The sequence below is a fragment of the Psychrobacter cryohalolentis K5 genome, assembly GCF_000013905.1.
Taxonomy (GTDB): Bacteria; Pseudomonadota; Gammaproteobacteria; order Pseudomonadales; family Moraxellaceae; genus Psychrobacter; species Psychrobacter cryohalolentis.
Genome location: NC_007969.1, coordinates 300,165 through 314,399, shown reverse-complemented (window position 1 = coordinate 314,399; position 14,235 = coordinate 300,165). Strand labels below are relative to the sequence as shown.

At 41.2% G+C, this 14,235-nt stretch carries 12 protein-coding genes; all 12 read right to left on the bottom strand.

What is annotated here, in order from left to right:
• Positions 1–32 precede the first annotated feature (32 nt).
• The gene (locus PCRYO_RS01390) at positions 33–893 is read right to left on the bottom strand and encodes a PilX N-terminal domain-containing pilus assembly protein (RefSeq protein ID WP_041752928.1); all 861 of its coding nucleotides are present in this window, start codon (positions 891–893) and stop codon (positions 33–35) included.
• 22 nt (positions 894–915) lie between these two features.
• Positions 916–1,920 carry a prepilin-type N-terminal cleavage/methylation domain-containing protein gene (locus tag PCRYO_RS01385; RefSeq protein WP_011512636.1) on the bottom strand — a complete coding sequence of 335 codons (1,005 nt, stop codon included), beginning with the start codon at positions 1,918–1,920 and terminating at the stop codon, positions 916–918.
• Positions 1,920–2,486, bottom strand: coding sequence for a type IV pilus modification protein PilV (gene pilV, locus PCRYO_RS01380; RefSeq protein WP_011512635.1), 567 nt, complete (start codon positions 2,484–2,486; stop codon positions 1,920–1,922). Before pilV ends, PCRYO_RS01385 begins: the two co-directional genes overlap by 1 nt.
• Positions 2,486–2,992, bottom strand: coding sequence for a GspH/FimT family pseudopilin (locus tag PCRYO_RS01375; RefSeq protein ID WP_105575683.1), 507 nt, complete (start codon positions 2,990–2,992; stop codon positions 2,486–2,488). Before PCRYO_RS01375 ends, pilV begins: the two co-directional genes overlap by 1 nt.
• A gap of 302 nt (positions 2,993–3,294) precedes the next feature.
• Positions 3,295–4,137 (bottom strand): ComF family protein, encoded by an 843-nt coding sequence (locus tag PCRYO_RS01370; protein WP_041752926.1) that lies wholly within the window; start codon positions 4,135–4,137, stop codon positions 3,295–3,297.
• 42 nt (positions 4,138–4,179) lie between these two features.
• Positions 4,180–5,598 (bottom strand): phospholipase A, encoded by a 1,419-nt coding sequence (locus tag PCRYO_RS01365; protein WP_011512632.1) that lies wholly within the window; start codon positions 5,596–5,598, stop codon positions 4,180–4,182.
• A gap of 471 nt (positions 5,599–6,069) precedes the next feature.
• Positions 6,070–8,301: a protein-disulfide reductase DsbD domain-containing protein gene (locus PCRYO_RS01360; protein ID WP_011512631.1), complete on the bottom strand. Its 2,232-nt coding sequence runs from the start codon at positions 8,299–8,301 to the stop codon at positions 6,070–6,072.
• 59 nt (positions 8,302–8,360) lie between these two features.
• Positions 8,361–8,885 carry a protein-disulfide reductase DsbD N-terminal domain-containing protein gene (locus PCRYO_RS01355; RefSeq protein ID WP_226939322.1) on the bottom strand — a complete coding sequence of 175 codons (525 nt, stop codon included), beginning with the start codon at positions 8,883–8,885 and terminating at the stop codon, positions 8,361–8,363.
• 441 nt (positions 8,886–9,326) lie between these two features.
• Positions 9,327–9,818 (bottom strand): type II secretion system major pseudopilin GspG, encoded by a 492-nt coding sequence (gene gspG, locus PCRYO_RS01350; protein ID WP_226939372.1) that lies wholly within the window; start codon positions 9,816–9,818, stop codon positions 9,327–9,329.
• A gap of 557 nt (positions 9,819–10,375) precedes the next feature.
• Positions 10,376–11,578, bottom strand: coding sequence for a type II secretion system inner membrane protein GspF (gspF, locus tag PCRYO_RS01345; RefSeq protein WP_011512628.1), 1,203 nt, complete (start codon positions 11,576–11,578; stop codon positions 10,376–10,378).
• An 83-nt stretch (positions 11,579–11,661) separates the two neighbouring features.
• Positions 11,662–12,750, bottom strand: a complete 1,089-nt coding sequence (locus tag PCRYO_RS01340) for a hypothetical protein (RefSeq protein ID WP_011512627.1) — start codon at positions 12,748–12,750, stop codon at positions 11,662–11,664.
• Positions 12,751–13,033: 283 nt separating this feature from the next.
• Positions 13,034–13,969, bottom strand: coding sequence for a helix-turn-helix domain-containing protein (locus tag PCRYO_RS01335; RefSeq protein ID WP_011512626.1), 936 nt, complete (start codon positions 13,967–13,969; stop codon positions 13,034–13,036).
• Between the last annotated feature and the right edge of the window lie 266 nt (positions 13,970–14,235).

Below are 14,235 nucleotides of genomic sequence, written 5' to 3'. Positions count from 1 at the left end.
CTTATATTGTTTCAGTGCAATGAGTAAGCAGACTAGGGCGCTGTTGAAAGTACACACTTGGAATTTAGTGTTCCTTTACCAAAGGGATAACATTTGGTAGAAGAAGAAACGTTTTCAACATCTGCTTGCTCATACAGCATTTTGCTCGGTGTGCTAGCCGCTAATAGGCACTCATCTAATGATTTTTTGCCAGTTGCTACATTGTTAGGAATACTGGTCTGCTCGAAGCACTTTTCAGTCCCTAATTTGGGCTCATTATAAGCGGGCAATGAAGATGTTGGTCGAATATCAAATTTAAACTTTTTGCTTGTTCTGTCTTCAACTTCTTTACCAATGACAACATGTTCAAACGCTTCTATATTTGCACTAGGAGGAGTAATCGCAATACTCACCTGTGTCATAACTGCCTGCCTAGCACTAGTGTAATCAGCAGCATTTGCATAATTACAGACACCGTTATTAATACCATCTACATACCCACCAGCAGGCACCCTGACTGTTGCACTATTGGTTAAATATCTCTGGGTACGTGGATTAAAACAATAAATAAATTCATTAGCTTTATTATCTTCAAATAATAAAAAATGACCGAGTGCCCCTGTCGCACTTGTTACATCTTGGTATCCATTAGATGTTGGGCTCCCATTTACCATGGTCTCTATTTTTTGATTAGCACTATCTGCTGATTGCAGTAATACTGTATTGATCTGATCACTTGTCGCAATTTTAAGATCTGTCGTACTTTGTCTAACTGCAATAGCCCCTGCCAACATAATCAGCACTAAAAACAATAACACCACTATTAGCGTTGCTCCTTGCTCCGCTCTCCCGTATGCCAAACCCATATTGATATGTTTTTGTGTCGAACTTGATAAGTCACGATAGTGAATCACTTTTAGTCTCCTTACCAATAGGTTATAGGCTGGTATTTATATTGACTACACGAGCATTACGTAACAACGTTGTGGTTTCATAAGTGCTACGGACTTTCTTTTTGCTACTAGTATCTGCCTTTAATTTATTCTCTGTTGACGATTGCCCTAACAAAGCAAATTCTGACTGTTCAGCACTTCCTATAATAGGTGTACTACCATGAACAATTAAACCGATCTTGACAGCGGTAAGTACTGGATTACCAGTTGTTATCAATGAATAGGCACTGCTCGGAAGATAAATGATTTGTCCTGCATTAGTACCAGTCGTGTACTGAGCACCTAATAACACCTTGAATTGATCGATATTGACAATAAATTCTTGGCCAGCCTGACCAAAGTTTCTTGAATCACTTGATGGTGTCACAGTATCTATACTACCAGTCTTTTTAACGCGTCCTGCATCACAAGCCAATACTAATTTTTTGATAGCGCCAGTACTGGTATCCCCTGTTGCCTGACGTACAAAATAACGCTCAATAACGATATCATTGACAGCAGCAACCGCTCCTTCACAATCTGTCATTGGAGCGCCTGTTATGTTGATATATTGAATCGTCAACTGATCGCTATTGGTATTAGTATTTGATATGCCTGTCCACCCATTCGCACCAACGGCACTATCTCCTGCACGTCTTGTCAGATATCCCGTATTAGGATAAGGATTCGGTTCATTCGGATTCGGAACGCCAATATTAAGACCCGTTAAGACAATTCCGCCATTGGGAGTGGTACCATCAATTCTGGTGGTTGGATTACCAAGGTTTGCTAGGCGAATACTTTTTTCTAATTGTTGTAATCCGAACACACTGGCATCCTGTAGCTCACTACCACTTGCCTGAATACTGCTTGTTTTTACATTGATAAGATATACTTGAATAGCGGCTGCAGATACGATCAAGCCAAGCACTAAAGAAATCATCAGCTCTATTAACGTAAAGCCTGCTTGATAATCATTCATATACTTATTTTTATGGCTATATGACATCAGTAAGCCTCCATAATAAAGCACTCTGCGCCGTTTTTATAACTGCCATTTGCGTTGGCACAAGCTTTAGCTTCAGTATCACTTAAACCAACTGTGGTGTCTCCCCAACTTGCTACAAAACACTGGAGTTCTTGATTACCTGATGTACCAGGACAGCCATTTGGAACCATACCAATATTAATGTCATTGGCGCTTGCATATGACTTTAATAACAATCCGTCACGTGTCGCAAGTTGGTCAATAGTACAACTGGCTGATGCTGCAGGTGCGGTATTACCACTTGTCAGACAACTGTCTTTAGTTATGCTCTTACTATCAACACTAACAGTGTCTGAAGATCCGTTTATTGCCGTCTTAAAAGCAGCAATACCGCTAGGATTAGTACGCATTGTCTCTGCACCGCCTCGCATAATAGCTAAAGAACGAGTACGCATTAAACTTTCGTCTGTCGCTTTTATAGCGGACATTTGCATGGCGCTGAACCCTAATACAGCCACTGCTAATAATAGCAATGCGACCATCACTTCTATTAACCCTATGCCTGACTGTGTGTCTTGTATATTCATTAACAGATCCCAGCATTTATAGTATTAACGTTAGCAATGTTAGTAAGGCTTACTTGTCTGGGCGTTTCACTATTAGAGCCACTATCACAGATGGTATATAATACTGTGGCATTGTTAGCTATTCTCTTATTTGGTTGAAAAACGATATTGGTTACTGTAGAGGGAGTAATCATTTGGGTAACAGTACTTTTATCACTAATATTATAGCTAGATATTTCGTTACCATTAGCTTGCAACTTGATCGTTTTAGGCGCGCTACTATTAGCATATATAACCCTTATATTCTGACGGCGTAGGACGCTTTCTACCTTTGCTTCTGTTAAAGCATTTGCCAATGTAGCCGCAGTCGACTTAACCCTTTGATTGGCAAGCTGAGTACTGATACTAGGCGCAGCAATACCGACAATAATAGCAAGCACGGCAATCGTTACCATCAGCTCAATCAGGGTAAATCCTGAGCTGGTCATATGCAATTTCTGTGGTCGATTGTTAGCCGATGCTTTCACGTTAAATTCCTATATAGCTGCTGGCATATTCAAGCAGGACTGGCTTTACAGTCGTAGTGAATACCTAATATGTAAACAGGCTTTAATATAAAATAGTCAACTATAGCCATGCAATTTTTGTTCCATAAAACAAGTTATCTAATCAGCTTAAACACTTTACTTCTCTATATGTAAAGCAGGCTAGCTATTGGCTATTAGCAGCATATGTTTATAGTCTATGTTATTGTCAATATAGCGTGGGATTAAAATATTAGCAACATAATAGCAACATAATAGTAGTTGCCAACAAGTTTTATTAGCATCTATGACTGGCTACCATGCGCTAATGCATAGGCACACAGATAGTATTTATTATTGGAGTTAGGAGTTGTTGAAGGGTAAATTGATAGAATGCGAGCTAAGGCTTGTAAACTTGCTCCCGTAGTTGCCACATCATCAAATAAGATAAGGCGTTTAACGGGAGAAGGCTCTAGTAAAGTAAAGGCATTGTCTAGATTGCTCAAGCGTTCGGCACGGGTGAGTCCTTGCTGACTGACCGTATTATCAATACGCTTGATACCTTGCCATAAAGGAATGTCCCAATGCTTAGATAAATGCGCGGCCAAAATACTGACAGGATCAAAGCCACGTTTAATGAGACGCACATCGGTCGTTGGCATAGCGACAATCACACTATTATCATGATGGCAACCATGAGGTCGTGGTAGTTGACGTATCACATGTAACAATAACGGCAGCTTTGTCATATCCTCATGATGCTTGAAGGCTCTAATAGCTTGGCGCATGGGATAGTCATAGTAAGTTGCTGCTTGAATGGCGAGCGTCATGCCAGCAGTAATATCGACTTCAAATGGCTTGGGCAACCACGCAATACTGCTATGGCAGCTGGCGCATAATAGTCCATTACTAAAACGGCTATAGAGTTGCTTTCGGATTTTGCTAAAAGAAGAATGGCTACTTGATAAAGAGCTCGACGCGTTTTCAGCTAATGAGCTTTTTTGACTGAATAATGGAGCGTTTGACGAGGAGGGATTTTGTAACAGCTGTGATTGTGGAGTACTACGATAAACCGCACATAACTGGCAGCGTAAGTTTATATACTCTGCCAGCCATAGTCCGGCTTGATAAGGCGCTAAGTGACGCATGACTTGCTGTCACTATAGGCACCGATATTTAAAGCGCTAATGTTACAGCCCTTTCCAATCATTGAGTACGATACCAAAGCCGATAGCCGTATTTTCATGGTTATAATCAACAATAGATTCGCCATACCCTTGGAACAGCTGTACAAAGCCATTAACGTTTTTAGATAACGGATAAATATAATCGATTTGCGCAGCGCCTTTATTAGTGCCTGGATTGTAGCGCAACGTACCGCTTAGGCTTTGTTGATTTGGTAAATCATATAAGAACTTGATATCACCATAACCCATAAAATCTTCAATATCTGGATTGTCTTCACTGCTATCATTTTCATTGTTCACTCGTAACCAGAATCGCGGTATGACAGATAACTTGCCCCATTCTGCCCCTGCCATCACATAAGCACGGTTCCACGAGCGCGATAATGGATCATCTTGACCATTTGAGTGGTGAATAGCACCTGCTCCGAGCATGCGCAGTCGTCCACCAAAAGGCAGATTTGCTGTCACAGGCTGGGTCAAAAATATTTCTGGCTGATAATCGGTTGCACGAAATGGTCGTGAATTGTCTTCATTATAAACTTGCCAATGCGACTCTTGAGTATAACCAAACCACAAATCAGCATTGGTATTAAACAAATCTTCTGCAACTTTAGTCTTTAATGATAGTTGAAACTTTAGATCCGTATTACGAGTGTCGTTAGACGTAAAAGGCTTCTCTGGTTGAGGTCGAGTGGGTGTACTTGGGCTTAAATTGGGATCAAAGGTATAAAACAGTGGCATAACATAGGTTGGACGGTAAGGTCTGACTGTCCATGTACCGCGTTCACTGTTTTTATCAAGATCATATGCTAAGCTTAGCGGCGTATATTTTTCAATATCTGCTTGAGTCACGCCGACACTTTCCAATACCTCTGCTTCTCTTTGCGTCAGTCCAACCGTATCTAAACTTTCAGTCTCAGCGGGCAGTTTTGTTTCAATATCTTGAGGATAATTGCTCGAAACCTTTTTAGCAATGACATTGCCATTGGCAGTAATGGTACTGGTTTCTTCAGCCAGTATCACTTGAGGGTTGCCTGACAGCGTACTTATAACCGTTTTTGCCAAATCTACTGGCTGTTTGGTTGTGACATAACTTGGCGTTTTGCCTTGTTCTGCAACCTTATCAAAGCATGCCAAACGGGCAGAACTGGTCTGTACTTGAGTACATTCAAAGAACAGAGCAGCTTGCTGAGCGATAAAATCTTCGCTTACTGCATTGCTATTTTGCACAGCGATACTGGTATTTATAGGCTGTAAGCTCTTAGTCTGAGCTGTATCAGCAGCCTGAGCTTGTACTGTGAAACAAGTGAGCGCTATACCAACAGCGATGTGTAGAGAGCATTTAGTCGTTCGAAGCATCATTTTTTTTGGCGTTTCAAGTTTATTTACAGAGGGGCGCTGCGAAGTAATATGGGAAAACATAAGCATCCTTTATTCAACTGATCATTACTGTCAATAGAATATATGAGGTGATTGATATAACAATTAGCATTGACGCTAAACTGGCATAAAAAATCAATACAACTTGGAGATAAAGGGTTGCTATTACGCTGAATAATGCGCATTTAGCAATGTTGCTTTATTGTAATGAAAACGTACACACTATACTAGCTTTATTGCTGCATAATGTAGCGCTAAATGAATATAAGTAGCATAAAACCAAATGCTTATAATGAGTACAGAATAAAAAAAGGACCCTTTAACCAGTATCTTGCTAATGACGCTTTCAAAGTAATGTTGCTTTATTTAGCACGAAATACAACTAATCGAGTGCTGCAAGCCTTCTTCTGAGAAAAAATAAAAGAGCCAACATACTATGACAGTACGTTGGCTTTTTTATAGGAATTATATTAAGGCATTTAAGAGGATAAAAAAATATTTCCGATACGACTATTATTTATTTAATGCCGTCAAAGTCTGCTCAAACTCTGCACGACCAATCTCACCCACTTGTTTTTGTACCAATTGACCATCTTGGTAATACAATAAAGTTGGTGGTCCAAATAATTTATAACGCGCTAAAATTGCCTTAGAATCCGCTGTGGTTTCCGTAATATCGAGTCGTACCAATTCCCAGTCTTGCATTTGTGCGGGACGATTGGTAAATAAATTCTTATCCATAATGCGACATTCAATACACCAATCAGCGGTTAAATCGACCAAAACTTTAGGATTGGCAGCAGTGATAACATCTAATTCTGCCAACGTAGTGATATGCTCATCTGAGTTATTCGTCGCATTATTTTGAGCGCCAGCTTGACCGTTAGCTGACTGTACTAACATAGGGGTGGCACTTAATGAAGCTAACGGATGTAAGCTATCATCATTACCAAGTGCGGCGCCAATCACTAAAGTAGCAGCCCAAATACCAGCTATCAAACCGATGGCTTGCGATAGCATTCTACCTTTACCACGCCAGCTCCATGCCCATGTTGCCACAACCATAAACCATAATGCCCATACCAGTAACATTACTGACGATATAAAGACGCGCTCTATTAATAGTAACGCTACGGCAAATAACAATAAGGCAAAACCTTGCTTGACCCAGTTCATCCACTCGCCCGCTTTTGGCATAATTTTGCCTTGGGTAGCACCAATCAAAATCAGTGGCGCTGACAAGCCAAAGCCTAGCATAAATAGGGCAGCAAAACCCAATAGCGGATTACCAATCGTTGAGACAGCAAGTAAAGCGCCAAATAATGGTGCAGAAACACAAGGTGATACTACCAATGCTGATAAAAATCCAGCAGCTAAACTGCCACCAGCGCTACCGAGCTTACTATCGCCTGCTTGGCTTAAGCCCTGCATCTTACTACTGATAAAATGCGGCAAACGAATGGTAAATACTTCAAGCATGTAAAGGGCCAACAAAACAAATATTACTGCAAAACTGATCAGGATGATTGGGTTTTGTAGCCAGCCGATAATGCCGAGTGACTCACCAAATACAGCAATGACAGCACCAAGTATCCCGTAAGCAATCGACACTCCAATCGCATAACTTGTCGTTAAAATGACACCTTTTTTAACCGTTGGATTTTGCTGACGGGCGACAATATTTGCGACGATAGGTAACATAGGTAGTACGCACGGCGTAAGCGCTAAGCCAAGCCCTGCCAAGAATAGTAACCCTAATGCCAACCAAGGATGCTTGGCTAAGCCAAACGGATCGCCATCAGCCAAATTATCTGCGGTAGCTAGCGTATCATTTGTCGGAGCAGCATTATCTGCTAACGGTGTATCAGCGCCAGAAATCGTATTGGTGGCGCCAAGCTCTCCATCTAAAGCCTCATCATCCAACAACGCATAATCAATGACTTCATCTTCTTCTGCAAGCGCTTGCTCTGCTTCAGGACTCATTGCCTCAGTACTGTCTATACTTGTGGCATTTGGCGCCTCTGATATTGTGACGCTATTGCTATTATTTACCGAATTTGCATTAGTAGTCTCTTGATTGACATCGCTTTTAGCAACACCAGTGACATTACTTATCGTATTAACCACCGCTTGCGGCGCGCTTGCAACGATATCGACATTGGTTTTTATTTTCTCAGGCGGGTAGCAAAGTCCTGCTTTGGCGCAGCCTTGCCAACCAATCACCACCGCTGCATTGTCAATGCTCTTGCCACTAGTACTCAGAGTAGTAGTGGCTACCATATTTTTTTGATCAAATACTGGCACTTTACCAAAAGTTGGATCATCAATTAAGACAGGCGTTTGACTAAAAGTAAACGGTGCCGCTGTAACCCCAGCAGGCAAAGTGAGTTTAAGCTGATTCTTGTAAACATAATGCTCTGGAGTGATATCAAAATTAATCGATAACTGAGTGCCAGCTTTAACAGCTTTACTGTTACTCGTGACTTGGAAGGCTTTATCCACTGACAGAAATTTCGATTGTCCAGCGCTTTGATTGCTACTAAAAAGATCGCCCAATCCTGCTGCCTGCGTCGTCATAGTCGTCGCAGTCAATCCTACAAATAACGAGCTACTCGCTATAGTTAGTGCCAGTAAATAAGACTTCTTTGGCACTTTATTTACAACTGATGGCAAATTTTTTGAAGACTGATTTCTGGTGGATACCGCTTTAAATGACGAAATGCTTTTTACTGTCTTGATGGACATAAAGGACTACCTGTTATAACGACTATATAAATCAACCTACTTGTGCTATATATTAGTGACTAACGTTTGACTGCAATGTTTAACGTGGTTTTGACCTTTTCTGGCGGATAGCATAGTCCAGCTTGAGCACAACCTTGCCAGCCAATCACAACCGGCACATTCTTTGCCGCTTTACCGTTTTTGGTCGTCATCATAGTCGTTGCTATCACAGTTTTTTGCGTAAATACGGGTACCTTGCCAAAGGTTGGATCATCAATAGAGACAGGCGATTGGCTAAAGGTAAATGGCGACGCATTGATACCTTTTGGAAAACTCAAGGTCAGCTTATCTTTATAAACGTAATGACCTGGTGTGATATCAAAAGCGATCGATAACTGCGTGCCTTTAGTGGTCGCCTTGGTACTGCTAGTCACTTGAAATGCCTTATCAACGGGCAAAAATTTTGATTGCTGAGCACTATTATTACTAAACAATTCCCCCAGACCTGCAGCTTGAGTCGCAACAGACGTCATTGACAAAGTAGTCATCAAAGCAGTGGCTGTTATAGCAAGCAAATAAGGCTTTTTAGTTAATTGTTTATTCATGATAATTGATTTCGATTTTGATGTTTCGATAGACATATGATTACCTCAGATTACTAGAAGAACAGCTGTTTTTTTACAATCAATAGAAAATAGTCACTCGTTTTAATAATAAATAGCAGGGTTAAGATTCCGTTTATCTGAATTTAAAGTTATAGTTAAAATATCTCAAAAGCGCTACAGTGCTGCTGATATAAATTTTTTGCAGCCTCTGTCTGCGTAGGCACAGCAAGCAAGAAAAATGAATATCAGCAGTACTTGATGTATCGATATTACTTTTCCCTGACTATAGTGATATTTATAGTTAGCGATAGTCATAAAAAATATCAACCAATAACCTCTTATTGGTTGATACATTAGTCTCATTAAAGATGCTTTTAGCGCCAAGGTATTTATCATGGTATCGCTTGCAAACAATACCTAAATAACTGAGTAGGCTAGAGCTTATAGCTGAGCATAAAGATCAGCATCCTGCCCTTCTCCGCCCTGTTCGCCATCAGCCCCTAGAGAAAATAAATCATAAGGTCGACCTTCACTACCCGGGGCAACGTATTGCAGCTCGTTTTCCCAACCATCCGTTGGATACCCGCCTTTAATATAACCACCGTCAGGATAGTTCTTAGCTTCAGCTGGTGGCGTGGTGAGTGCTTCTAAGCCTTGAGCCGTCGTTGGATAGCGCGAATTATCTACTTTATACATATCTAGCGCATTTGATACTGTTGATAGCGCTGTTTCAGTGGTTTTAACCCGTGCTTTATCACTTTGTCCGACCACCTTTGGCACCACTAGACCAGCAAGAATGGCCAAAATCACAATCACCACCATGATTTCAATCAAGGTAAATCCTGATTGGAGATTGCTAAAGCGCTGAGTGCTTGATAAAGCAACAGCTTTCTGACTTTGCGCTGCCGCTAAACACTCTGGCGTATCATCCATATCACTTGGTGAAATCGTACTTACTCGAATATTATCAGTCATAGTCATCGCTTCTGGCATCGCTTTTCGCGTCAAGGTGATATAAATCATGAAAATGGCGTTTAATTTACCTTTATCGTCACATTCATAATAGGCATATTTACAGTGTCTTAAGAAGCACTGAAACGATTATTACTATAAACCATGGTTTTACTTTTATCCAGCATTGAAGGCAGGTTGTCATTTGGATCAATGTGTTATTAGTAATCTATGATGGCTAACCTTTTGAAATAGCGTTTGACTGTTACTTATAACTGATACTTACTATAACGCAAGGTTAGATTTGACAACAGTAAAAGCGTTGGTCGGTCAATAATATACAACAGTAAGCAAAACTCAAGAAACGTAACCAAATTTGAAGTCAAATTATTAGAATATAAGTAAAAAAATGAACCAAAGCATCAGAAGTATAGAAGCTGTATTTAGAAATAGAAAATATGGAAACAGAAATGCAGTTAAGTATGCGGGTGATAAAACAACTATTACTAACAGGAGCGTATATTTAAGGTTAATAAAAACTAGCCAGCCAAGTCATTCATATTCACAATTGGCAGCATCACCGCCATTACGATAATCATGACGACCACACCCATCAGCACCAGCATTAAAGGCTCAAGTAATGACAATAAAGTACTAATGAAATTGGTGGCTTCTGCCTCCTGCATATTGGCAGCACGGCTAAGCATATTTTCAAGCTCGCCCGAGTTTTCACCACTTTTAATCATTTGTACCATCATCGGCGGAAAATAGGGCGATTTGTCTAATTGACTCGACAGACTTGAACCCTCTGTTACTCTATCCGCAGCAGTAATGATGGTTTTTTGAATATGCAAATTGGTGGTGACCGCAGCGCCAATATGGAGCGCCTCAATCAATGGCACACCAGAGCGCACCAATATCGCAAGCGTACTGGCAAAGCGCGCCGCATTCAACCCTTTCGATAAGCGTGCCAGTATAGGCAATCTTAGCACAGCACTATCTATGGCCAGCTTGCCCGCTTGCGTCTGAGCAAAGCGATAGAATAAAAATGCCGTTCCTGCCAACACCAGCAGCATCAGCCACCACCACTGGGTAATAATATTTGATAAGCTAAGGACAATTTGGGTAATTAAAGGCAGAGCTTGTTCGGACTGCTCAAACACTTTGACAATTTTTGGTACTACAAAGCTCATTAACCCCATAATTACGCCAACTGCCATCACCATCAGCACGATGGGATAAACCATAGCGCCTTGTATTTTTTTCTGTAAGGCAAAGCGATTTTCCGTGTAATCGGCAAGCTGATTTAAGATCAAATCCAAATGACCAGATTTTTCTCCAGCTGCAATGGTAGCGATATATAGTGGGGGAAAGCTCGCCGCTTGCTGCAAAGCGCGCGCCAAACTGAGACCTTCTAGGACATGCGAGCGCACGGCAAGTATCAAAGATTTGATATGGGTTTTTGGCGATTGTTTGGCGACAGCTGCCAAGGTTTCCTCTAACGGAATACCAGCAGCAAGTAACACAGATAACTGGCGGGTAAGCAGTGCCAACTCATAAGCAGAGGGTTTTTTATAGCGGCTTTTATGTTGACTTTGCCTATCATTGACGGCGTTGACTTCGACAGGCGTCCATTGTTTATCACGCAGCTGCTGGCGTACTTGCCGCGCAGAATCACCTTCAAGCAAGCCTTTTTGGATGCCGCCACGATCGTCAAGCGCTTTATAATGATAAGCGGGCATAGCAGCGGATATCCTAAGACGGTCAAGAATAAAAGAGGATAGATCAAGATTTGAAAAGTTGGCTCATTAAAAGAATAGACGACTTAAAGAAGCGGCGTAGAATCGTTACTATCCGGCATCAAGCCTTGCAATAATAGAACATCTAAATGCTGTTGTTGTAGCTTTTTATCAAAATCATTGACTTCAGCGATCAGCATACGCTCAATGCGCTTATCACTGGCAAACACACTGAGACGTGCACAAATGACCGCCAATTGATAAATACGTTTTTTACAGTAACCGTCTAAACCTTGTAGCAATCTGACCATGTGCGGGGTTTCAAGGCTGGCATAATCATAATCACTCACCACATCCTGACCAAGTGCTGTCACGCCATAGGTAATAGATAAATGGGCGCAAAAATAACAGCTGAATAAATAGCCAACCACATGTCCTATATAATAGCCACGATCGTAAGTAAAGCTACTGACGCCAAAGTGCCCGAGCACATAGCTGTTCAAACTGCCTTGATCAAAGATAGGTTTATTATGCTTTAGCTTGCCGACGGTGGCAAAGCATAATGGATTATGTCCATCCTGTATTGTCAACTGCCAACCTGCAGGTTGCTGAGCTGGCATATGGCGTACAATATCTTCGATGATGTCATCGACCACATGCAGCTGCTGCCATAAGCGCTCAATGGCATCCGTATCCATCAAACCGCGTTTATCCAGCTGCTGTGCAAGCAAATATTGCTGGTATTCGGCAAATTGTCTTTTGAGGGTATGTACAAGGTAAGTCGGACGGATAGCAGCAGAAGCCAAATATAATTGCTGCGTGCGTTCATGCTGCGCCCGATAAAGTGCTACGCGCTGAGTAGCAATACTACTGTCACTTGCAGAGATAGATAAGCTTTGGTTTATTAGAGTATGATTAGCAGTATTTATATTAGCGGAACTAGTCTCTGTCAAGCTGCCATCCGCATTTGGCAAAACAAATAATGCTAATAATGCCGCTTTATCAAGCCGAGTAGCCATACCTGCCTGTGCGCTATTTTCCTGCTGAAGATTTGAGTCATGCTGATTATTGTTAGCTTTGACTCTGCTATTAAGTTTGTCTTTATGATTAATAGACGCAGAAGAATCTTGTAGATCATTTGATTTTACGCTTGGTTTTGCGGTCGGTTCAGTCATAAAACACCATCAGCTGCAAAAATAAACATCACCTAAGTCATACTATATTCTGGATAGACCGTAATATATAAGCATAAAATATAGGTCGCTAAAACACTGTCGCAACTAGGCGACTTATTACTTCATTGTCATTCCATAGTACCTTAACCTACACTCATTGTCAGCTGTGCAAGATCGAAATGCTAATGATGAAAAATTATTATCAGATAGACGCTATTATATCACTGACTCAGTTTAGAAAATATCACACAGCTTGGATGACTATTTATGTGTGAAGTAGCAGCTAAGCAAGGTTTTGTTTTTGATATTGCTGGCGGTACGCTTTTGGCGATATGCCATACACGCGCTTAAAGGCTTGGCTAAAGGTTGAGTCTGAGGCATAGCCCACTAGCTCACTAATACGGCTGATACTATTTTGCTGCAAGCGCAAATAACGTGCCGCCAGACGCAAACGGTAGTCAATCAGATAGGTCAACGGCGGCATACCAACCACGTCTTTGAAACGCTGCGCAAAACTCGAGCGTGACATACCTGCAACTTCAGCAAGCTCATGAATGCTCCAGTTCTGGCTTGGATTTTCGTGCATGGCGACCAATGCCTTGGTTAAAAACGGGTCTTTCATGGCTTTTAGCCAACTGTCCGTGGCTTCAGGCAAACTTTCGATATAAACCCGCAAACACTCAATCATCATAATACTTGCCCAATGATTGATAATCGCCGTCTTACCCATCCGCTCATGCTCAGCTTCTAACGTCAGCAGTCGAATCTCAACATCAATCACCTCGAACCGACCATCAGATTCATCGTTAATTTCAGGCAATATCGTTGGTAGCACTGATAATAAAGGACGAATCATCTCTTTATCGTACTTGCATTCAATCAGTATCAAAGATGATTGGGCATCACCATCGCCCTGAATATCAAGCACTTGTTCCGTGCAATTAGTAAGCAACTCATCCAAAGGTTTGGCACTCTCACCATGATGGTTGAGCGCGTAACTGACATGATTGTGCGCGCTAGGAATCATAATAATGTCGCCAGCATGCGCTTCTCTGAGTCCACTGCCCATATCAATACAAAAGCTACCAGACATCACCAAATAAAACACAATCGTATCTTGTCTAGTGAGTGAGTAAGACCAATTGCCTGTACCATTTAAGCGATAGTATTTCGTATCGAATAAATGTACATTTTGTAGTAACACGCTTAATGCGTCCATTAACCATTTCCTCAATAACAGCTGCTCAATAACGCGCCACTTTAATAAAAAAATCGCATTAATATGAGGATCGATTTTATTTAAAAATATAGTACTACTGAGATAAATTTTTCTTTGACAGTACAGCTAATGTACCTTTATAAAGCCCTTACGACACAATATGTATCATAAGAAAAAATGATACAAAACGCCAGTAGACCGTTAGATCATGAGCGACTTAAAAGGTTTAGGACTATCACAGAGGCAAAAAGATATAAAACAGACAG